This window comes from Aeromonas sp. s13 (genome assembly GCF_040907905.1).
GTDB lineage: Bacteria > Pseudomonadota > Gammaproteobacteria > Enterobacterales > Aeromonadaceae > Aeromonas > Aeromonas veronii.
Map to the genome: position 1 here is coordinate 23130 of NZ_JBFOCS010000025.1, position 20835 is coordinate 43964.

A 20835-nucleotide genomic window follows, 5' to 3' on the forward strand; every position below is an offset into this window, starting at 1 on the left:
CGATGGCAGCGAGTGTACCACAGGGTGCTGAGGGCTGGATGAATGGCTGGTGTTTCAACAAGCAGCGCCCAGAGCCAATTCGCCTAGCTCAGCAGGCTCTCGATCACGATAGCCTGACGGGCGGGGGCCGAGCCCGCCAACAGCAGGGCGTGGCTGACCACATCGTCGATCATCGCCTGCGCCAGTCGGGTGAGGGGGCGCAGGGTCTCCCGTCCGCTACCAACCGGCACCGCCAGCAGAATAATGGTCTGCACCGGTCCGATTTGAGAGCCCCACTCGATGGGCTCCTTGCAATTGAGCAGGGTCAGCGCTGGCTGGCTGATCCCTTCGCTCAATACATGAGGCATGGCAAGGCCGGGGCGGATGATGGTGGCCGAGACCTGCTCGCGCCGTTCCACCGCGGCGGTCAGTGTGGCGCGGTCGGTGAGCAGCTCGGCGGGCAGCAGATCGATCAGATGCTCGAGGGCCTCGGCCTTGGTCACCGGTTCGGTGCTGTGGGCCAGCTGGCGCAGGGCAAAATGGTAGTCGGGCAGGGCGTTGGCCAGTCGCAACTCCGCCAGCGCGGCGGTGCGCGGGCGCACCAGTGGTTGACCCAGTTCCCCGCACCAGCAGGTAAAGGCCATGTGGGCGAGCTCGGCATCGCACCCTTCAATCTGCAACTGGCAGAGATCGCCGGGCTGGGTGGCGAGGGTCAACAGGGAGAGCTGGTTGCTTGCGGCAACGGTCTGACGCCGGGTGAGGTTGGCGCAGCGGATGGTGGATTTGAACATCCCCGCCAGCCGGTTCAACTGCTTGGCCTGGGTGATGCTCAACCCCTGCTGGCAGTAGAAGGTGATTTCACGGGTCAGCATCAGGCCGGGATCGGCAGGGCCTTGAGTACGGCGTTGGCATCCAGCAGCACGGTTTCCAGTCTCACCTGATGGATGGTGCAGCCAAGGAAGCGCTCTTTCTGCTCAATCTCGATATCGGAGGCAATCAGCACCAGATCGGCGCTGGCAATATCGCGGGCGGTCAGCATGTTCTCCATGCCCATGGCGCCCTGAGTCTCGACCTTGATCTTGAGTCCCAGCCCAGTGGCGGCTTTTTGCAGGGCATCGGCAGCCATATAGGTATGGGCGATACCGGTCGGGCAAGCGGTGACGGCGACGATCTTCATCTGCTCTCTGTGATGCTGACAAGGGGGAGCAACAAGATAGCGCCAGCGGGGGGCTTTTACCAAAAGTCCATATGAAAAGTGGGATCTTGATGGGGATATGCCCGTCCCTTGAACGGCTGTGCAGGCTCATGCTGGGCCAGTCGGGTGTCTGGTTGCTCCAAACAACAAGGGCCACCCCTGTGGGTGGCCCTGAACAATCTGCGTCTGTTGTTATGGCTATCAGGCGGTCTGGGCAGCCAGCTCGGCGGCTTTCAGTTCGCGCTTGATGCGGCGGATCTTGCGCTCCTCGGCGACCGCGACACAACCCATCAGCACCAGACAGGCGGCGGCTGCGATATCCAGCGCCGCGAAGGTGCCGGTCCAGCCGGTCAGACCGAAGATGGGGGTGCCATCGGCGATCATGCCCAGACCCAGTTTGGCGAAGCTGTCACCGATGAGGTAGGCAAAGGTGCCCTTGACGCCATCGGCTACGCTGATGCCCTGCTTGGGGACGAAGCCCACGGCGGCTACGCCGATCAGCAGTTGCGGACCAAACACCAGGAAGCCCAGGGTGAACAGGGAGCCCAGGAACATAAACTGGGTAGTCGCATGCTGGTAGAGACCCAGGGTGGCGATGATCAGCGCCAGCGCCACGCAGGCAACCAGACCACGACGGCCATTGGCCAGATCGGAGAGGTAACCCCACATCAGGGTGCCGACCAGAGCGCCCACTTCGAAGAAGGTAAAGCCCTGAATAGCCACGTCTTTGGAGAAGCCCAGCTCCTGGTGGGCATAGACGGTAGACCACTGGTCAATACCGATACGCACCACGTAGAGGAAGATGTTGGCAAAGCAGAGCAGCCAGATCACCTTGTTGAGCAGCACGTACTTCACGAAGATCTGCCACTTGGTCAGCTGCTGCTCCTCGGTGGCGATATCCTCTTCGCTCGCCACTTCGTCAAACAGCTCTTCCACCTTGCCAAGGCCATAGGCTTCCGGCGAATCGCTACCAAAGCGCAGGCCGATAAAGCCGACGATCAGCGCGATGATGGAGGGGAAGATAAACATGCCGAGCACGTTGCCATCGAACAGGTAGTTGGCACCGAACAGCGCCACACCGGCCGCGCCAGCACCGCCCACGTTGTGGGAGAGGTTCCACATACCGAGATAGGTGCCGCGCTTGTTGCGGGGCGTCCACTTGGTGATGGTGGAGTAGCTGCAGGAGCCGCCACAGCTCTGGAAGAAGCCGCTCAGGGCATAGAAGAAGATCATGAAGTAGAGGCTGAAACCGGTACCGCCCATGCTGGCACTGAAGCCCAGCATGCACAGAGCGGAGAGGATCAGCATCAGCGGCAGGAACTGCTTGGTGTTCTTGCCGTCGGCATAGTAGGAGACGATGGTCTTGCCCACCCCGTAGGTGATGGAGAAGCCAAGGCCGATCATGCCGAGCTCGGTCATGGAGAGACCGTACTCCTGGATCATGTCATTTTGCGCAATGTTGAAGTTCTTGCGGATCAGATACATGGTCAAATAGCCAATAAATACAACCAGATAAGATTGCATAAACGGCTTGAACCAGAGTTTGCGCCGGGCTTCGACCGGCAGGTCGAGGGTGGGGACCCGGACCTGTTGGAGCAATTTCAACATCTTCGTTCATCCTCTGCGAGATAGACGGTATTTCCGCCGCGCCCTTCATTTGTAGATAGGTTGTTCGAGGTCACGCCACGGAAGGGAGAACGGAACGCTGGGGCTGTCAGCCGTTGCTGCGCTCGACGCTCCATCCATATAAACCCGGGCCCGGCACGAGATGACGGGGCACATTGCCCGTCGCGGTGCGGGTCACGACATCAGGTGGGGTGACTCTAATAAGAGGGGCAAAAAATGGCTTGAGAGCCATCCCTAGTGGGGATAGGAAATTTTCCTAGTTTTTGCGCTTTCGCGGACAAAGCGTGAGAAACATCACACCACTGACGCCGGATTGCTGCCATTTCAGCCAGTTTGGCGCTTTGTGTAAGGTCTGGGCTGAGGAGGGGAGAGGTCAGAAGGGAGCCAAGTAAAGGAAAGGGGAGAGACGAGGAAGAGTGCTTATCGACCACTATTTCTCGGGGGCGATTTTGGGAAATACAGCCCACCAGCCATCCCCAAAAAACAAGAGGCCACCCCGTGGGGTGGCCTCTTTTATGCTCTACGAGCCGCGATGGCGAGGGGCACTCAGGCCGCCTTGGCCAGGGTCACCTCGTCACTCTTTTTGACTCGCAGCTTTTTCAGGGCAACCGCGACCACGCCGGTGACGATGGCGCCGCAGATCATGCAGAGCAGGGCCAGCAGCGGCTTGTTGACGGCACCCAGCAGGGCCACGATGGGGCCACCGTGGGCGACGCTGTTGGTGATGCCAAACAGGAAGGCCATCACTGCGGCGGTCATGCTACCCAGCACGTTGGCAGGGATAACGGCCAGCGGGTCACGGGCGGCGAACGGAATCGCACCTTCGGAGATCCCCACCAGACCCATGGCACCGGCGGCTTTGCCCGCTTCGATTTCAGACTCGTCAAAGATGCCGAGCTTGCGACCGAGCACGGTAGCCAGCGACATGCCAAGGGGAGCGGCCGGGATGGCGCAGGCCATGGCACCCATGAACTGGGTCTGACCGGAGGCGATCATGCCGACGGAGAAGAGGAAGGCCACCTTGTTGACCGGGCCACCCATATCAAAGCCGGCCATACCACCCAGCACGATACCCAGCAGCACCAGACTGCCACCGCTCATGGAGAGCAGCATGGCGTTGAGGCCAGTCATCATGTCGGCAATGGGAGCGCCGATGATGAAGATGAATACCGCAGCGATAAACAGGGAGCCGACGATGGGGGCGATCAGGATCGGCACCAGCGGTTGCACCATCTTGTGGTACTGACGGGTGGCAATCCAGCGCACCAGATAGCCGACCAACAGGCCCGCGATGATGGCACCGATAAAGCCGGTACCGGCATCCGCGCCGTAGAAGCTGCCGTTGTTGGCGATCCAGCCGCCGATAAAGCCCGGGGCCAGTGCCGGACGGTCACCGATGGCGTAGGCGATATAGCCCGCCAGAATGGGGATCATCAGGGTGAAGGCGGCCACCCCCACGTTGAGGATCTGGTTCCACATGCTCCCTTCCGGGATCTGCATGCCGCTCGGGGTCGGGTTGCCGCCGATGGCCAGTGCCAGCGCAATCAACAGACCGCCGGTCACCACGAACGGGATCATGTGCGATACGCCGTTCATCAGGTAGCGATAGAGATCGGAACTGCCGCCAGAGCTCTTCTCTTCACCTTTTTTATCTTCTTTGCCAGCCACATAGGCTGGGGCTTTCAGTGCTTGCTCAATCAGACCCTTGCCATCCTTGATGGGGGCTTTCACGCCGGTTTTGATGAGCGGCTTGCCGGCAAAGCGGGCCATGTCCACCTGCTTGTCACAGGCCACCACGATGGCGGCGGCGCGGGCAATCTCGTCCGCGGTCGGGCTGTTCTTGACGCCGATGGAGCCGTTGGTCTCCACCTTCACCTCATAACCCAGCTCCTTGGCGGCGCGCTCCAGCGACTCGGCCGCCAGATAGGTGTGGGCGATACCGGCCGGGCAGCCGGTGACACCGATGATCAGCCCCTTGTTGGCCGCAGGTGCGGCAGCCGCTTCCTCTTTCTTGGCCAGCAGCAGTGCCAGCGCATCGGCCGGAGTCTTGGCTGCCAGCAGGGCATCGATAAAGCCCTCTTCAATCAGCTTGGCGGAGAGCTCGGCCAGCACCTCGATATGGTGGTTGGCGCCACCGGCCGGGGAGGCAATCATGAAGAACAGTTTGGACGGCTTGCCATCTTCGGCGCCGTAGTCGATGCCGTTGCGGCTGATGCCGATGGCGACTGCCGGGGTGCTGACCGCCGCACTCTTGGCGTGGGGCAGGGCAACACCCTCTTCAAAGCCGGTGTTGTCCAGCTCTTCACGGGCCCACAGATCCTTGACGAACTGCTGCTCGTCGCTGACCTTGCCTTGCGCGACCAGCAGGCGGGCCATCTCGGTGAAGACCTCTTCCTTACGTGTCGCTTTCAAATCGAGATTGATCAGATGTTCATTGATCAAGGTGGTTATCATGGCGCTCTCCCCGCTCCGTTGCCGGAGCCTGTTGGCATGCCGCCCTTGCAGGCCGGCATGCAGACAAAATTGACCCGACTATTATCGCGCCGGGGGAGAGGTCACCCTATCGGACAAATGTGCGAATAACTGGATTTTTGTGCGCCATCACCTCGAGTGTGACCCTGATCGCAAAGCTGAATAGCTGCTGAAATGGGGGCGGATTGAATCGCTCATATTTTTATTGATGATTAAAATCAATTGGTTGTGTTTGTGCATGATTCAGCGCCTTGGCCGTATGGTGAGTTTTTACTCAGCAGATGGGAGCGCTCTTTCTGTAAATTTGTGAGGTGAAGAACGGCGGCGGGATGTGAGCCAACGCACAGAAATGGCCCCGCTGGCGGGACGCGAGGGGCGGACGCAGGGAAGGCGTGAGCAGAACAAGCTGGAGAAATGGGCTGCACCATCGGTGCCAGACAGCTCACCACAACGGGCAAGAAAAACCACAGCCATCGGCGCACCGTAGGGTGCAATGAACAAAGTGAATTGCACCGCCTGTTTGGGCAGGCTGGGGGTGGCAAAGATAGAGGTGCAATGCGCTGCGCTTATTGCACCCTACGGGGTTAAGGTGACCGGATGAATACCTGAATACTCGAATCTATGGACTGTCTTGGATCGTTTTTATAAGCGTGAGCTGGTTTTTATCAACAATGTAATAGTTCGTGTAATAAACAAAATGTTTTCCGTCTTGACTGTTTTCAACTTTAACCGTTGTGAGAAGGCGGCTATCAATTTGGGGCGATTCAATCCATTCTCCCACACGGGTATCAGACTCATCATTTACATCATATGAGCTATAAGCATTAAATACCGTATCAAGAACCTTGCCCGTGCGCTTGTTGACAAGGACTTGATCATAACAACCTGATGAACCACATCCCCAGCCTGTCAGTACATATTCACCAGCATATACTGGCTTTTGTGACAAGGCCGAGGTAAGTCGGGTACGGAATGTTCTGGCCAATTCAGAGTCTAGTGAAAGCTTGGCTGGCTTACCTTTATATACAGGTGGTGCCGGGTAGTCCTCTGTCTGAGGTGGCACTTGAGATCCGGTTTCATTAGCAAATGAGATTTGGCTGGATAACCCGAGGAAAAATAATAAGTAAATCATGCGTGCTTTCATAATTTTTGTCTTGATACTTAAAGTTGTAGTGCCGTAGGGGACAATAAACCAAGTGAATTGCACCGCTTGTTTGGTAACAGAATATATAGAAGCCGGAAGGTAGATTTTATTACGCGAATGTCCGAATACGCTTCGCTATTCGAACCTACGGGCAGCCTCTTAAAAGTCGTGAATAAATGACTTTTCATCTGATTGTTGTACTGCAGTTTTATTCGTTGCTACATCTAAACTGTTGTAGAGCGCATTTGCTAGGTTTGATGCATTCTCTATCAGCATTTCAAGAGCTAGATCTGTTATCACTACTGGGTTTCCTTCTTTATCCTTTCCTCCACGATGCACTAAGTGATTTCGATTAAGGGTTGCTAACTCAATATGTTCTATCGGCCAGTCTTTATGTACTTTTATATCAAACGTGGCTTTATAGCGGTCGATTACCTTTTTAGTGCTATGCCAGCTTGCACTGATCAAGTGCTCCTTAATTGACTTTATTAGCTCTTCTCTTATCTTCTCAATGGGTTCATCCTTGAAAGGTAATGCAGCAATCTCTTTGCTTACTTTAAATTCAGTCTTACCTTTCTCTATACAATTTGCTATGTAAACATCATTTCTCTCTATAGAATTAATGAATAGTTCAACATAAAGCGTTTCCAAAGCTGTAATGACATTTGTGTAGAGCAAACTAAGCAAATGGTCTTTTTGTTCTTGTTCTGTTTTATCTTTTGCCAGTGCTTTTATTTTATCGATGTTATTAATGAATTTTATATACGGTTCACCGGAAGACGTTACAGCATCATATAAGTCATCATCATACCAGTCATCTATGTTATTAGAGTTTCCAGACCATTCGTAACATTGCTCTTGTAGCTCGTCTGCCAATTCTTCAATGTATTCAAATTTTACGTATTGATCAAACATGGCTTGTAGTTCGTGGCTAGCATCATACGGGCCACCATAAATGTATGCGTACCCACCTTCGCGACTTTCGAAAGGGCAAGAGTTTGCAGGATCTTCATAGTTCTCATAAAACCATTCACGCATTACTTCGAGTTGATTTGCTTTACTTATGTACTTTAGCGATTTAAGTGGAACTTTCTTCCCACCTACATTAAAAATAATATTCATAATGCAATGCTTCCTTTATGAAATACATTAATATCATAACTTAATAATGAACTATGGTTTTCATTAGAGATACAATATGCACTTCTGTGAATAAATACAGCAGAAAAAGTATGGTTAGCCCGTACCTCTGATTAGTGCAGCGTTATTGGAAGTTTGTGTAAATTCAATCAAAAAGAGATATGTGCAATCCCCAACCAATAATAATCACACTCTTCTGTCAGCATCAGTTCCTGCGCTTTAGCCACCAGAATATCGAGTCGTATCCATCTCGTATGTTGGGCCACACATCGTAGGTTGGTGCTGAACGAAGTGAAGCCCAACGTTTACCGCGACAATATCCTAATTGCTTACATCGACTTCAATCGCCCCTGAAAATGGCGGTAAATATCCTCGTTATTAAAGCCATCCACATTCTGGCTGGAGAATATAAGCGGTGTGACCTCTTCTGTCAGAACTGTAAGTTCAATTTGCGAAGCGTAATCGGACGTTCGCGAATGTTGTATCAATATCTCGCTTGTTGGGCTTCGCTGCGCTCTGCGCCAACCTACAAAAACCACGCTACCGCCCGTGGATTACAGCCTCCAGCCTGCTGCGGTCATCCGGCGATGTGGTGGATGGCGAAACGGCTGCACAGGGTTATTTCTGCAAGAGTGGTTGCCAAGTGGGGCATATTAATCGAGAGAGGGGCAGGGTAAAACCGCAGTCGGGCAAAAACCTGCCAGAGATCAATAAATCGCTCATTAAGTGGGTGTTATCTGTCCACTTGGCGCTGTGAGTGCAAGCAGAGCTTCACCTCTTGCTATGTACTATCGCCACTCAATACTCCAGAAACTTCTCCCCGCACAGCTCACAAATAAGATGTTTTACATGGGTGGTCTGGTAGGCCAGTGTTTCACCAAACGCCCAGTTGGTGATGCTGCTGGAAGTAAAGGCTTGCCAGAAGGCTTTGCGCGGATCCTTAGGCATGATGTCCTGGCTGTGATCGCGGGCGACCAGCACCACGATATGGCGGGTACGCTCGCCGCATTTGTCACAGCGATGGATTTCAGTTGGCGGATTCTGGTCGTGCGGGTTGCTCATAAATGGGCTCGTGAAGTGAGGCAGGCGCCCATCATATTCCTCTTCACTTGGCTCTCAATCTCTCCTTGCCGGCGCAGTGAGCGGCCTCACGTTTTGGCGTGCTGTTGGCTAGCAGAAGGAGTGAATTGTCAAGGCGCGGGCGTGAGCCCCCGCCGTGATATAAGGTTCAAGCCGACTCGTGCAGAGAGTTGGCATGGGCAAGCCAGGCTTCTTCGGTGACGATACGTACCGAGTGTCCTTTCTCCTGCAACAACATGGCCTTTTCGATTTTTCTGCCGTATGAGGAGAAGCGCCAATCCCGCGAACTGAGCTCACCGATGATGAGGTAATCAAGTTTCTGGGTGACAGAGTCTTGGGGAGTTGCACCCAATAGCAAGGCTGTTTCCTCGCACTGTCGGCGTGTACCGGAAAGAAACATGCCGGTGAAGCAAACAGTACAGTCATATAGGGTATCTATTTCGAAGTCACTGATGGCCAACTTGGTTGCCATACCCGTGACAGCCCCATGCTCGAAGGGATTGCCGATAAACAACATCAATTGTTGCTGCAACTCCTCTCTCTCTTCGGCAGTAATAATGCCATCCAACAGGATACGCTCCACCGTCTGATACAGCTGTTTTCCGGGATAGTGGGCCCTCAGCATGCTGTTTTGTTTCATCCACCAGCTCAGGTATTGGATCTCGTCATCGGACAGCTGTTGATCTCCCATCAACCCCTGACAGAGCCCCTCGAGTAATAGCTTGTCAGATTCCTCTGAATAGAAGTCGACACCCGGTAGATGACGATATGTTTCCATCAGACGGGGAAGCGCACTCATAAGGTGGATTTTTTCTTCTTCACACAACTTACCGTCTTGCAGCACATTAGCGACCATTTCTCGTAGCTCACGAAAGATCCAGCTGTTAAGGCTGGCACTCTCTTTGAGCCAAGTATCAAGATACAGGATCTCCTGCTCATCGATGACACTGTCTGCGATTATGCCGTCCAAGATCCCCATCAGATTATTCAACTGCTTGTCGCGGTTGCGTGCTGCATTGTAGTTAGCGACTGGCTGGCCATGACGATTCAATTCACCCATTGCATGATCCCTTGCTGGTTACAAAGAGAGTGAGAACTACCCGTAGATATGGATCGCTGCGGGTGTACCTAATGACTTCATCATATAAAAGTTGGCTTCAATCAGGCCAGAAGACTTGCCTGCCATTAGTCACGCATGTGAGCTTTGTCGAATAATGGTTTCCTGGGGGATTGGAGAGATGCCCTTGCTTGCCGATTGGCGGGTCAGTTCCTGTTCATCTACTAAGTGGCGGGAACTCAAGCCGACTCCCGCTTCTGTAGATTGGGGGTGATGATATGGCGGTTGGGGGCGAGCTCGGGTTGCTGCATCCGGGTCAGCAGTCGTTTTGCCGCCTGACGGCCGATTTCGCGGGCCGGTGAGCTGACGAAAGTGAGGGCGGGGGAGGTGAGTTCGGCCTCCGCCACATCGTCAAAGCCGAGCAGGGCTACCTGCTGGCCGATGTAGTTGTCCTTGCCCACGGTGCGGCCGCTCGCCTCGACACCATAGATGGCGCCGAGCGCCACCTCGGGGTAGTGGCAGAGCACGGCGGTCACCTTGGGGTGCTGATGCAGCAGTTGGGCGATGGTGTCGGCGGCGCTGCGCTGGGTGCGTTCGCACTCCAGTACCCACTCCGGTTTGAAGGGCAGGCCATATTGCAGCAGGCTGGCGCAGTAGCCGCCGATACGCTCGGCGCGGGTGAGGGAGTCGGCCCGCCCGCCGACGTAGGCGATATGGCGGTGGCCCTGCTCGATAAGGTAGGTGGTGGCCTGCTTGGCGGCGTGGGTATTGTCGGGACCGATAAAGTCCACGTCATCCCGATAGTAGGAGCGGGCGGCGCACACCACTGGCAGTTCGGAGTCGAGCAGGGTCTCCAGGGTTTTGGCCGCCGCGCCGCGCACCGGATTGAAGATGATGCCCGCCACCCCCTGCCGTGACAGGGAGTGGATGCTCTGCTGCAGCCGCTCCGGGCTGTGGCCGCACTGGGTCAGAAACAGCAGATAGCCCTGCTGCTCCAGCACCTCGCTCACCCCGGCGGTCACCTCGGTATAGAAGGGGTCGGTGATGTCGCGCAGGATCAGCCCCACCAGATTGGATTGCTGGCTGCGCAGGTTGGCGGCGGCGCTGTTGGGCACGTAGTCGAGCTCTTTTATCGCCTGCTGCACCCGCTCGGCGGTGGCCGGCGAGATGCGCCCCTTGCCGTTGAGCACCATGGAGACGGTGGTGACCGACACTCCCGCCCTCTGGGCGACATCGGTGATCTTGGTGGCTTTGGCAGAGAGGGATTTGGGCGACATAGAGCGAACGGACGACGGACAGTTGAAAGCGAGGCCCCAGCATACCTGCTCAGATGCTCAAGTGAAACGTTACATCACCATCTGGCCGATCCGGCTCACAAATTTGGATCCTGCTGCCAGCCAGCCCCCTTATTCTGTGATCCTGTCGGCACTTGTAAGTTGATAAAACGTTTTATCATCCAGCAAAACCTGATGCTGACCCGCGCCTTTTGCTTCGAGATTGCTTCGAGATTGCCTCGAGCGGGGGAGGGCAGCCGCAGATATTGCTGTCTATTCACAAGGAGCCGTTTCATGGCCAAGCCTCAAGCCAAATCCACCATCTGGGAGTTCCTGCAGAGCCTCGGCAAGACCTTTATGTTGCCGGTCGCCCTGCTGGCCTTCTCGGGTATTTTGCTCGGTGTCGGCAGCTCGCTCACCAGCGATGCGGTCAAGCAGAGCATGCCCTTCCTCGACAATACCGTGCTGCAACTGCTGTTCCTCTGGATGACCAAGGTGGGGCTGGTGGCCTTTATCTACCTGCCGGTGATGTTTGCGGTGGCCATTCCGCTCGGGCTGGCGCGAGAAGAGAAGGGGGTCGCGGCCTTTGCCGGTTTCGTCGGCTATGCGGCGCTCAACCTCTCCATCAACTTCTACCTGACCGTGGCCAACGTCATCGGTGACGCGGCGGCGGAGAAGGCCTACGGGGTGAAATCCATCCTCGGTATCAGCTCCATCGACACCGGTATTCTGGGGGCCATCATCGTCGGGGTGATCGTCGCGAAGCTCCACGCCCGTTTCTACACCTACAAGATGCCAGATGCGCTCGCCTTCTTCGGCGGTGCCCGCTTCGTGCCCATCATCACCGCGCTGGTGCTGGGCGTGGTAGGTCTGGTCGTGCCGTTCGTCTGGCCCTGGTTTGCTGCTGGCATCAATGGTATCGGGGCGCTCATCTCCCACGCCGGTCCCTTCGGCCCCTTCCTGTTCGGTACCGGTGAGCGCCTGCTGCTGCCGCTCGGCCTGCACCACATTCTGGTGGCGCTGATCCGCTTTACCGAAGCGGGCGGTACCCAGCTGGTATGCGGTCACGAGGTGAGCGGCGCCCTCAATATCTTCTACGCCGAGCTCTCTTGCGCCGATACTTCCGGCTTCTCGGTCTCTGCCACCTCCTTCCTCTCTCAGGGCAAGATGCCAGCCTTCCTCGGCGGCCTGCCGGGTGCGGCGCTCGCCATGTATCACTGCGCCCGTCCGGAAAATCGCGGCAAGATCAAGGCGCTGCTGGTATCTGGCGTGGTGGCCTGCGTCATCGGCGGCATCACCGAGCCACTGGAGTTCCTGTTCCTGTTCGTGGCGCCGGTGCTCTACGTCATTCACGCCATCCTGACCGGTCTGGGCTTTATGACCATGGGGCTGCTCGGCGTCACCATCGGCAACACCGACGGCAACCTGATCGATTTTCTGGTGTTCGGCGTGCTGCAAGGTACCGCCACCAAGTGGTATCTGGTGCCGGTCGCAGCGGCCATCTGGTTTGCCATCTACTACAGCGTGTTCCGCTTCGCCATCGTGCGCTTTAACCTGAAAACCCCTGGCCGTGAAATCGAGACCAGCGAGGCTGCCCAGCCCGCAGGCAAGAAGGTCGGCAACAGCGGTTACAACGGTGAAATCATCCTTAACGCCCTGGGCGGGGCCGATAACATCCTCGCGCTCGATAACTGCATCACCCGCCTGCGGATGTCGGTGCAGGACATGAGCCGGGTCGATGACAAGGTATTGAAAGCGAACGGCGCCATCGGGGTGATCAAGCTCGACGAGCACAACCTGCAGGTGGTGATCGGCCCGCAGGTGCATCTGGTAAAAAACCAGCTGCAGAGCCTGATGGAGGCCTGAATCGGCCAATAAGATCCGAACGGGGGGCGCAAGCCCCCCTTGTTTGCCTCTCCCAATATGTCTCCTGTTTATGGAGGGAGAAACTTCATGCACGATATTTATGACTTCGACCGCGTGGTCGACCGCCACGGCACCTACTGCACCCAGTGGGACTATGTGGCCGACCGTTTTGGCCATGCCGATCTGCTCCCCTTTACCATCTCCGATATGGATTTCGAGACCGCCCCCTGCATTCGCCAGACCCTGGCAGCCCGCCTTGAGCACGGAGTATTTGGCTATAGCCGCTGGAATCACGACGACTTCAAGGGGGCGGTGAGCAACTGGTTTGCCCACCGCTACGGCGCGAGCCTCGACCCCGAGACGCTGGTCTACGGCCCCTCGGTCATCTATGTGATTGCCCAGCTGGTGAGCCTCTGGTCAGCGCCGGGTGAGGGGGTGCTGGTACATACCCCCGCCTACGACGCCTTCGGCAATATGCTGGCTGCCAACGACAGGGTGTTGCTGCCCTGTCCGCTTAAAAAAGAGGAGGGGAGTTACCAGATCGACTGGGCCAGCTTCGAGCAGCAAGCCGCCCGCCCCGATTGCCGGATTTTGCTGCTCTGCAGCCCCCACAATCCCACCGGGCGGGTCTGGACGCGGGATGAACTCGGCCGGATGGCCGCTATCTGCCAGCGCCACGGGGTCAAGGTGATCTCGGACGACATCCATATGGATGTGAGCTTTGCCCGCTACCTGCCGTGGAGCGAGGTGGCACCGGACGATCACTGGGCGCTGGTGAGCTCGGGCTCCAAATCCTTCAATATTCCCGCCCTTGGCGGCGCCTACGCTTTTATCGCCAACGCAGCGTCGCGGGCCGCCTATCTGCTGCGGCTCAAGGCGGCCCATGGCCTGTCTTCGCCACCCATTCTCGGGGTGCTGGCCCATATCAGCGCCTATCACGATGGTGGTGTCTGGCTTGATGCCCTTAAAAGCTATCTGCACGGCAACCTCGCCCATGTGGCGGCGCGGCTCAACGCCGCCTTCCCCGCCATCGACTATCGGGTGCCCGAGGGAACCTATCTCGCCTGGATTGACCTGCGCGGTCTTGGCATCGACTCCACCGAACGGATGGATGCGCTGCAAACCTTGCTGGTGGATAAATATCGGGTCGCCATCATGCGCGGCGACACCTACGGCCCGGAAGGCTCAGGCTATATCCGCCTCAACGTCGGCTGCCCACGCTCGAAGGTTGACCAGGGACTCGACGCCCTGATCGGCGCGCTGGGGGAGGTGGAGTAAGGGATATCCTGGACTAGCGATTGATCAAGAAGACGACCTCCCCCCGGTAGTGGGGGGAGGTCGCAAGCTTTGCCTGCCACGAGGGTTCCCACTCGCCCTCCTGCACCAGACCAACCTTGAATGGAATGGTGAGCTGCATCATGGCGGGTAGATAGGCGCTGTAACCCGGTACCGTATGTTTTCCCTGATAGGTCTGGATGACTATCTCATCGACCGGAAGGCTGTTGAGCTGCGCCACATCCCCCGTCTTGGCCCAGTCGAGCAGGCCCGTTACGCTGAGCTTGCACTCTGCCGGCAACACTTGTCGCAACTGCCGCAAAGAGGTGGCGTAACGATCCAGTTGGCGGGTGGCTGCATCAAAGTCGATCTGAATACCCGTTACTTTGGCTCCGGCCTTGCGCCACTCCTGATACAGCTTGACCAGCAACTTCTTGTGATCGGCAGAGAGCGGCAGCGTATTCACTCTCACGACAAGCCAGAGTTGTTCGGTCTGAAGTGGCGTTGGAGTGCGCCCCAGTTTGATAAAACGGGGGCCGGATGGCCTGTTCAGGATCTCCCCCTGATGCAAATAGAGGGTGGTTGCCTGTGCCAGGACTGGCTGATGTCGGGTGGCAGACCAGAGCCAGAATGCGTCATAGTTGTTGGCATCGACATTTGCCTTAAGTGGCGCAGCAAGTGTCGATAACAGAATTAGCAGGCTAGGCACGAGGGGCTGCGGCATGGTTTACCAGTAGTATTTGAGTGATTTGGCCCATACCGAGTTGCCATAACGTTGCTTGAGCGTGTTGAACCAGGCTTGCCGCATGCTCTTGGGGAGCTCCTGATCGTCACACCCGTTGTAGCCTGATGGTGCGTAGCAGTTGATGGCTCTATAAAGGGCATAGCTCTTGTCTTCGGGCTCGGCTTTAGGGTTGGCCATGACGGCCTGATATAGCTTTAGCCTGCTTGGTGCGGTGGCTGACTCAGGTTTTGACAATCCCCAAACCATCTCTTTTCCTTGCCACAAATTGATCGCGGGATCCTTGTTGCGCAGATATTCACCCAGGCAGTTGAGTGCGTGTCCGTCTCCGGGGTGTTGCAGCAGTGTGCCGAGAGTGGAGGCCAAATCACGGCAGTAATAGCCCTGCGGTGTGCCTTCACCTCCCCACTTGAATGCTGACAAGAGCACATCTCTGTTGGGTACCGGTTGCCATGGTTCATCCTTGGGTGGGGTAGCCTCCTTGTAGTCGGCCGGAATAAGTGTCACGTCTTTCAGGAACGTTGCGTAATCCTCTGCAATCAGGTCTCTCACCAGCAAGGTATGCAGGGCGATTTGTCTTTCCAAGGCGCTTGTGGCCTGCCGAGCCTGCTGACGAAGCAAGTCCGGATCTGCCGACTGTTTTAACACGACGGTGCGTATTCGCAACTGAGTGACAGGGCTCTCTTTGTTGAAAATGGCCGCAGTATTGCCGGTACGTACCCACTGATCTGCCAGCATGTTCTCCACGAATGCCTGTTGGGCTTGAGTGAGAGGTGCCGCTACGAGCGTCATCAGGGCTTGCTCTGCCTGGTCAAACGCCTTCATTCCTTGCTGTGCCCAGATGCGCAGCAACTGGCGGCTAAACGCCAGGGTTGATGCGTTTTGTCCTTCTGTTTTGGGCAACAGCGCCAGTACAGCATCAAACTGTTGGTTCTGCAGCAATCGATAAGCTTGCAGATAGGTAGCCTCTTCCGTTTTACCCGTCTCTTGCAGCTGTTGGATGGCCTCATCGATCTGCTCGTCACTCCAGTTGCGTTTCTGGTCATAGCCAGTTCTGAGGCCACGCAGTGCATTGATAAACAGCAGCTCAGGCTGAGTTTTATCCTCGTAGGCGAGTTCATTTCGATAAGCATCTGCGCTCAGCAAAGAGAGATCTATTTCGTTAACCAGCGCCTCAAGTTCCGGCAGGGAGTGGTCAGCGGCTATCGCTTCGCTATAGTTATCGCGCAATGAAGCCTGGTCACCCTCCATCCAGTTGATGCGTCTGAACATCCCCTTGGTCGAGCTGACGTAACGGCCTTGCGGATAGGCCGCCAGATACGACAGCCCCTGTGTCATGGCCTGTTTCAGCGCCTCTTTATCACTCTTGGTGAAATCCGTATCACCATACTCGCTCTGCGCATCTTTCACCGCTGCATTAAGGTGTGTTCGCATCACCATATAGCTCGCGGTTTCGGCAATCCACGGTGCTTTTGCCTCTTGCAGAGCCATAAAGCCGGTCAATGCCTCGGAGAAATGACCTTCGTAGAAGTGGCGTGCCGCATCTAGGTAAGCCTGCCACTCCTTGGCAGACTCGCTCATTGTGACTTCTGAAGACTGGGGGCTATCTTCCTGTTGACCAAGGAGCTGTAAGCGGGTTTTGAGTAGATGCGTGCGCTCGGTAGATGACAGGTCACTCTGCTCAAGGGCATCGAGAAATTGACTGACAGATTGCAGCGAGTTGGAAATGGCTCGGCCGTAAAGGGCATCCCGACCAGCATAGTGTTCCAGCAAAGTCGGGAGCGAGGCGTCATGGGCGGTGAGCCGGCTAACCAGCTGTTCACGTAGTTCCGGGACTTCCAACTCGTCGGGAAGTGGCAGGCGTTGCAGAGAGAAGAGTTCCATATCGCGTTCGTTGGCCGGATCGGCCGGAAGCATAAAGGGAAGGGAGAGTCGCTGCTTGTCAGCCAGCAGCATCAGCAAGTTGCTCTTGGTGTCATTTTCGGAAAGGAAAAGCGGATAAGCAGGCAATGGACAGTCTGTCAGCCAAAAACTGCACCCGTCTTGGTCGAATGAGGCAACCGAAGGAAAAGCAGCAAGCGTGAGTGCCAGTGCCGAACAGTATTTCAAGATCTTCATAAGAGGCGGTATCCACTATCTGCCGAGTGACAACTCCTTGAATCACGAGCCAAGAAGCCTGAAGCACAATGGCTGGCAATAGTACGCAAGTGGGTTGCAATCGACAACCTTTCAGTGGTTTATGATGGGCGTTCAAGCAGATAACAGAATGCTGATGGCCTTACGTTGTAAGGCCTGCAATAAAAACGGGGCCATCAGTGATGGCCCCGTTTTGGTTGCGCTGTTCTCCCTTACGAGCAGACGCCGATATCAGGCGCGAATGGTCGTCGGGATAGTGCAATTCTGGCGTGACATGGCTGGTTCGATTGCGGGCTCGCTGAGCTCGGTAGCTGCTAGCGCTGTGCCTTGGGTCAGGGCTTCAGCCTGATGAAGCATGCGGCTGACCATATCGGTCAGGAGATCCACATCCAGCTTGTCCAGCCACTCGCGACACCAGAGCAGGGTGCTCTGCTTGCTGTCTCTACTGAGTTGCAGCACAGGCCAGTCGGCCATGGCGGTGAGGGAGGGGGTCTGGATATCCCCCAGCGGGATAAACAGGGTCACCAGTTGATCCCGCTCGCGAATATGGAGGCTGAAGGGGCCCGCCTGCAGATCCAGCCCCTCTTCGTGCAGGCACTCCTGCGGCAGGGATAGCTGGCGAACGAGGGTCGATAGCATGGCATGAAACATCATTAATCCTCCCGATGAGTGTTATCAAAGACCGACTCTGTGGGCGGCCACAGGTTGGCGATAGGGGGGCGGGCGGGGGTACCGACCAGTGGCGCCCCTATGGTTGCGGCCCAGGGGTCGACTACCTTGGCGTGTGGCCCCCAGCTTTCCGGCTTGGTGAGTTCACTCCCTTCGGCGCGGCCAATCACCACAAAGCAGTGGGTCTGGGCGTGACCCTGTGCGCCACGATGGGCCAGCACTTCGATCCGCTGGTCACTGTTGTGGCGCAGCAGTTCGGCCGCCGCCGAATAGGCCAGGGTCGAGCAGCAACCGGCCTTGGCGTCATCCACCGCCTTGGCGATGTTTTCCATGGTGCGCAAGGAGAGTGGCTGCTTGTTTCTGGTGATCTGGATGGCGGCCATATTGGCGCTGTTGTTGGCGCGCTGGTTGGCTGCCAGGCGCTGGGGATCCTGTCCGAAGGCGTTGAGTTTGCCGATGATCTTCTGATAGCTCGGGTTGTTCGGCTGGACAAAGGTCTGGGCGTCGGTGCAGGCGTAGCTGCCCAGTTTTTCCAGTCCGGCCATGCTCTTTTGCAGTAGGGCCTGGGTGCCACCCGCCATCACTTTCGGTTCATGTCGCGGGGCGGCTCTGGTGATGGCCCCCTGTTCTGCCAGCGCCTGTTTCAGTTCAGTCAGACGAGCGCCACGTGCAGCCACCTCTTTGGGGTGGTGCTGCTCCCAGTGCTGGATTGCATCCTGCACCCGCTGCGCTTTGCCGCTATCGGGGGCGCTTTGCAACTGGCGCAGGGCGCTGATGACCTGCTTGAGATCGCTGCTCTGGAAGTGGCCGATGCCGCGCTTGACGGATTGTTCGAACAGCTTGTTACCCTTGGCCAGCAGCGGGCTGGCCTCTGTCTGTTGGGGTGATGCTGGGCGGTTGAGGTGAATGTGTCCACCGATTGCTGGTAAGGCCATGATGTGATTCCCGACAGGGTTGACGATAAGGAGATGATACCGAGCCGTGACGGCGCGCTATATCGGGGAGCGGTCGGGGATTTGTCAGTTTTCCGCGTGTTGTGCTGTTTGTTCGGCGATGTGGGCAGCTTGCTGCCCTACCACTGTGGCCCTTCGCTCTGGCGCCACTGCTCCAGCCAGCGCAGAACCTCGGCGGTCGCCTCAATCTGGTCGGCGGGAATGTAGTTGTTGAGTTGGGCATCCCGATAGAGGGCTCGGGCCAGCGGGATGCGTTGCAGCACCGGGATCCCCTCCTCTTCGGCAATCTTGCGTACCTGCAGCGCCTGGGCATCGGTGAACTTGAGGGTCACCACCGGCAGCGGCGTTTCTCCCCGCTCGTAGCGGATACCGATGGCGATATGGGTCGGGTTGGCGACGATGACCGAGGAGCGCTTGACGTCAGCGCGCATGTTGCTCGACTGCAACTCCTGATGGAACTGGCGGCGCTTGCTCTTGATCTCCGGGCTCCCTTCCATCTCCTTGTACTCCCGCTTCACCTCGTCCTTGCTCATCTTGAGCTGCTTGATGTGCTGGTAGTGTTCGAAGGCGTAGTCAGCGATGGCGATCACCACAAAGCCCATGGCGCAAACTGCCATCAGCTGGCCCAGCATGCCCCCCAGGACCGGAGTGATGCAGCTCATGCCGCAGCCGGGCAACTGGAGCATCGCTTGCAGATTGCCCTTTATGGTGACCCACACCAAGAGGCTCAGGAGACTCACCTTGAGCAGAGATTTGACGAACTCCATCAGGCTTTTGATGGAGAAGATCTTCTTGGCCCCCTCCACCGGATTGATCTTCTTGATGTCGGGCTTGATGGACTCGCCACTCAGCAGAAAACCGTACTGGGCGAAGTGGGAGGCGAGCACCACCAGCACCGCGACCGCGAGGAGCGGAATGCAGAGATAGGCCACCTCCTGCATCAGGTTCTCCACCACATGGTTGAGCGCCTGGGTAAAGGGGAGGTTGATGTGGGATTCCGGGATCATCATCAGCTTGCCCAGATGTTCGAGGTAGTAGTCGGACATCGCCATCAGCATGCCCACCAGACTGAGAATGATGGCGGTGGAGACCACCTCCTTGCTCTTGACCACTTGCCCCTTCTGGCGTGCATCTCGCAACTTTTTGGGGGTGGGTTGTTCGGTCTTCTCGCCGCTCATCGCGCCTCCAGAATGGGGATCAGCAGTTGCAGCGGATCCATCACCGCCAGCACCTGTTGATAGGCGTGGTCCATCATCAGCTTGATATAGATGACCAGCAGCAGGCTGGCGACGGCGCTTTTTATCGGCATCGCCAGCACGAAGACGTTAAGTGAAGGGGCGAAGCGGCTGATCAGCGCCAGCCCGAATTCGGCCAGAAACATGGCGATCAGCAGCGGCGCCGCCAGCAAAGCGCAGAGCAGCAACATATGGCTGAACTGGCTGTAGAAAAAGTTGACCCACTGCTCGTCGATGGTGGGGAAAAAGTGCGCCACCGGCCAGCTGATGTAGCTCTGGAACAGGGCGGCCAGCAGGGCGAGAAAGGCGCCGCTGGCAAAAAAGAGGGTGATCAGGGTCTGGGTCAGCAGCAGGCCGGTGGGACTGGTCTGGCTGCCGAGACTCGGGTTGAACAGGGACCCCATAGCGGCGCCGCGCTGGTTGTCGATCAGAAAACCGCTCGCCTCGATGGCCCAGAAGGGGATGGCGGCGACAAAGCCGATCAGCAGGCCGAGCAGCACCTCCTTGGCGATCAGCATGGCCAGCGCCATGCCGTCGATCTGATCCGGCAAGGTGTCGGCGACCGTGGGGTAGGCGTAGAGCGCCAGCGAGCAGACCACGCCGTTGCGGATCATCGCCCCTCCCAGCATCTGTTTGCTCAGCACCGGTAGCATCACGAAGCAGCTGATAAAGCGCGGCAGCAGCAGGGTATATGCCAGCATCTGGGCCTGCAGGCTCTCCAGCGTCATTGGATCTGCGGCACCTTGAACAGCACCATATCGGCAAAGCTGTAGAGCTCGTTACCCAGCCAAGCGGTGGTGGCAAACAGGGTGATCACCACGGCGATCAGCTTGGCGACAAAGCCCAGGGTCTGCTCCTGGATCTGGGTCAACGCCTGCAGCAAAGAGACAAGGGTGCCCACCAGCGCCGCCACCAGCACAGGTGGCATCGAGAGGATCAGCACCAGCCAGAGCGCCTGGCTGGTAAAGTGAAGGATATCGGCGTGACTCATC

The 20835-nt window shown here is 56.9% G+C and carries 18 protein-coding genes; 2 read left to right on the plus strand and 16 right to left on the minus strand.

Features of this window, described 5'->3' with window-relative positions:
* Positions 1–83: 83 nt before the first annotated feature.
* The 9 genes from AB5Y82_RS02705 to AB5Y82_RS02745 form a co-directional block, all read right to left on the minus strand.
* Positions 84–851 (minus strand): PTS sugar transporter subunit IIA, encoded by a 768-nt coding sequence (locus tag AB5Y82_RS02705; protein WP_368173623.1) that lies wholly within the window; start codon positions 849–851, stop codon positions 84–86.
* Positions 851–1156: a PTS fructose transporter subunit IIB gene (locus tag AB5Y82_RS02710; protein ID WP_005334611.1), complete on the minus strand. Its 306-nt coding sequence runs from the start codon at positions 1154–1156 to the stop codon at positions 851–853. The genes AB5Y82_RS02705 and AB5Y82_RS02710 overlap by 1 nt, the downstream gene beginning before the upstream one ends.
* A gap of 219 nt (positions 1157–1375) precedes the next feature.
* Positions 1376–2782, minus strand: coding sequence for a hexose-6-phosphate:phosphate antiporter (gene uhpT, locus AB5Y82_RS02715; RefSeq protein WP_005353611.1), 1407 nt, complete (start codon positions 2780–2782; stop codon positions 1376–1378).
* A 564-nt stretch (positions 2783–3346) separates the two neighbouring features.
* Positions 3347–5254 carry a fructose-specific PTS transporter subunit EIIC gene (locus AB5Y82_RS02720; RefSeq protein ID WP_111900841.1) on the minus strand — a complete coding sequence of 636 codons (1908 nt, stop codon included), beginning with the start codon at positions 5252–5254 and terminating at the stop codon, positions 3347–3349.
* A gap of 637 nt (positions 5255–5891) precedes the next feature.
* Positions 5892–6416 (minus strand): hypothetical protein, encoded by a 525-nt coding sequence (locus AB5Y82_RS02725; protein WP_147746109.1) that lies wholly within the window; start codon positions 6414–6416, stop codon positions 5892–5894.
* 159 nt (positions 6417–6575) lie between these two features.
* Positions 6576–7538 carry a hypothetical protein gene (locus AB5Y82_RS02730; RefSeq protein ID WP_111900840.1) on the minus strand — a complete coding sequence of 321 codons (963 nt, stop codon included), beginning with the start codon at positions 7536–7538 and terminating at the stop codon, positions 6576–6578.
* Between the two features lie 816 nt (positions 7539–8354).
* A complete protein-coding gene (locus AB5Y82_RS02735) occupies positions 8355–8618 on the minus strand; it encodes a hypothetical protein (RefSeq protein WP_111900838.1) in 264 nt (87 codons plus the stop codon).
* Positions 8619–8784: 166 nt separating this feature from the next.
* Positions 8785–9696 carry a BRCT domain-containing protein gene (locus tag AB5Y82_RS02740; RefSeq protein WP_111900837.1) on the minus strand — a complete coding sequence of 304 codons (912 nt, stop codon included), beginning with the start codon at positions 9694–9696 and terminating at the stop codon, positions 8785–8787.
* A gap of 236 nt (positions 9697–9932) precedes the next feature.
* Positions 9933–10970, minus strand: coding sequence for a Mal regulon transcriptional regulator MalI (locus tag AB5Y82_RS02745; protein WP_103252222.1), 1038 nt, complete (start codon positions 10968–10970; stop codon positions 9933–9935).
* A 291-nt stretch (positions 10971–11261) separates the two neighbouring features.
* On the opposite strand from AB5Y82_RS02745, the gene malX reads away from it, so the two are divergent.
* Together malX and AB5Y82_RS02755 are read left to right on the plus strand one after the other, a co-directional pair.
* The gene (malX, locus tag AB5Y82_RS02750) at positions 11262–12833 is read left to right on the plus strand and encodes a maltose/glucose-specific PTS transporter subunit IIBC (protein WP_368173624.1); all 1572 of its coding nucleotides are present in this window, start codon (positions 11262–11264) and stop codon (positions 12831–12833) included.
* Between the two features lie 87 nt (positions 12834–12920).
* Positions 12921–14111 carry a MalY/PatB family protein gene (locus AB5Y82_RS02755; protein ID WP_201902719.1) on the plus strand — a complete coding sequence of 397 codons (1191 nt, stop codon included), beginning with the start codon at positions 12921–12923 and terminating at the stop codon, positions 14109–14111.
* 13 nt (positions 14112–14124) lie between these two features.
* Here AB5Y82_RS02755 and AB5Y82_RS02760 read toward each other — a convergent pair whose 3' ends face one another.
* The 7 genes from AB5Y82_RS02760 to ascS form a co-directional block, all read right to left on the minus strand.
* On the minus strand, positions 14125–14580 hold the full coding sequence (locus AB5Y82_RS02760) for a DUF3142 domain-containing protein (RefSeq protein ID WP_320660584.1): 456 nt from the start codon (positions 14578–14580) through the stop codon (positions 14125–14127).
* A 255-nt stretch (positions 14581–14835) separates the two neighbouring features.
* On the minus strand, positions 14836–16968 hold the full coding sequence (locus AB5Y82_RS02765) for a hypothetical protein (RefSeq protein WP_111900833.1): 2133 nt from the start codon (positions 16966–16968) through the stop codon (positions 14836–14838).
* A gap of 249 nt (positions 16969–17217) precedes the next feature.
* Positions 17218–17640: a hypothetical protein gene (locus AB5Y82_RS02770; RefSeq protein ID WP_201902721.1), complete on the minus strand. Its 423-nt coding sequence runs from the start codon at positions 17638–17640 to the stop codon at positions 17218–17220.
* Positions 17640–18590 carry a hypothetical protein gene (locus AB5Y82_RS02775; RefSeq protein WP_058055773.1) on the minus strand — a complete coding sequence of 317 codons (951 nt, stop codon included), beginning with the start codon at positions 18588–18590 and terminating at the stop codon, positions 17640–17642. The genes AB5Y82_RS02770 and AB5Y82_RS02775 overlap by 1 nt, the downstream gene beginning before the upstream one ends.
* 137 nt (positions 18591–18727) lie before the next feature.
* Positions 18728–19786, minus strand: coding sequence for a SctU family type III secretion system export apparatus subunit AscU (gene ascU / locus AB5Y82_RS02780; protein ID WP_368173625.1), 1059 nt, complete (start codon positions 19784–19786; stop codon positions 18728–18730).
* A complete protein-coding gene (gene ascT / locus AB5Y82_RS02785) occupies positions 19783–20571 on the minus strand; it encodes a SctT family type III secretion system export apparatus subunit AscT (protein ID WP_019446797.1) in 789 nt (262 codons plus the stop codon). The genes ascU and ascT overlap by 4 nt, the downstream gene beginning before the upstream one ends.
* Positions 20568–20834: a SctS family type III secretion system export apparatus subunit AscS gene (gene ascS, locus AB5Y82_RS02790; RefSeq protein ID WP_005334586.1), complete on the minus strand. Its 267-nt coding sequence runs from the start codon at positions 20832–20834 to the stop codon at positions 20568–20570. Before ascS ends, ascT begins: the two co-directional genes overlap by 4 nt.
* Position 20835: the final 1 nt, after the last annotated feature.

What these genes read in the sequence shown, in the direction of transcription:
- AB5Y82_RS02705 (WP_368173623.1), bottom strand. Translation starts at nt 851, where the DNA reads ATGCTGACCCGTGAAATCACCTTCTACTGCCAGCAGGGGTTGAGCATC.
- AB5Y82_RS02710 (WP_005334611.1), bottom strand. Translation starts at nt 1,156, where the DNA reads ATGAAGATCGTCGCCGTCACCGCTTGCCCGACCGGTATCGCCCATACC.
- uhpT (WP_005353611.1), bottom strand. Translation starts at nt 2,782, where the DNA reads ATGTTGAAATTGCTCCAACAGGTCCGGGTCCCCACCCTCGACCTGCCG.
- AB5Y82_RS02720 (WP_111900841.1), bottom strand. Translation starts at nt 5,254, where the DNA reads ATGATAACCACCTTGATCAATGAACATCTGATCAATCTCGATTTGAAA.
- AB5Y82_RS02725 (WP_147746109.1), bottom strand. Translation starts at nt 6,416, where the DNA reads ATGAAAGCACGCATGATTTACTTATTATTTTTCCTCGGGTTATCCAGC.
- AB5Y82_RS02730 (WP_111900840.1), bottom strand. Translation starts at nt 7,538, where the DNA reads ATGAATATTATTTTTAATGTAGGTGGGAAGAAAGTTCCACTTAAATCG.
- AB5Y82_RS02735 (WP_111900838.1), bottom strand. Translation starts at nt 8,618, where the DNA reads ATGAGCAACCCGCACGACCAGAATCCGCCAACTGAAATCCATCGCTGT.
- AB5Y82_RS02740 (WP_111900837.1), bottom strand. Translation starts at nt 9,696, where the DNA reads ATGGGTGAATTGAATCGTCATGGCCAGCCAGTCGCTAACTACAATGCA.
- AB5Y82_RS02745 (WP_103252222.1), bottom strand. Translation starts at nt 10,970, where the DNA reads ATGTCGCCCAAATCCCTCTCTGCCAAAGCCACCAAGATCACCGATGTC.
- malX (WP_368173624.1), top strand. Translation starts at nt 11,262, where the DNA reads ATGGCCAAGCCTCAAGCCAAATCCACCATCTGGGAGTTCCTGCAGAGC.
- AB5Y82_RS02755 (WP_201902719.1), top strand. Translation starts at nt 12,921, where the DNA reads ATGCACGATATTTATGACTTCGACCGCGTGGTCGACCGCCACGGCACC.
- AB5Y82_RS02765 (WP_111900833.1), bottom strand. Translation starts at nt 16,968, where the DNA reads ATGAAGATCTTGAAATACTGTTCGGCACTGGCACTCACGCTTGCTGCT.
- AB5Y82_RS02770 (WP_201902721.1), bottom strand. Translation starts at nt 17,640, where the DNA reads ATGATGTTTCATGCCATGCTATCGACCCTCGTTCGCCAGCTATCCCTG.
- AB5Y82_RS02775 (WP_058055773.1), bottom strand. Translation starts at nt 18,590, where the DNA reads ATGGCCTTACCAGCAATCGGTGGACACATTCACCTCAACCGCCCAGCA.
- ascU (WP_368173625.1), bottom strand. Translation starts at nt 19,786, where the DNA reads ATGAGCGGCGAGAAGACCGAACAACCCACCCCCAAAAAGTTGCGAGAT.
- ascT (WP_019446797.1), bottom strand. Translation starts at nt 20,571, where the DNA reads ATGACGCTGGAGAGCCTGCAGGCCCAGATGCTGGCATATACCCTGCTG.
- ascS (WP_005334586.1), bottom strand. Translation starts at nt 20,834, where the DNA reads ATGAGTCACGCCGATATCCTTCACTTTACCAGCCAGGCGCTCTGGCTG.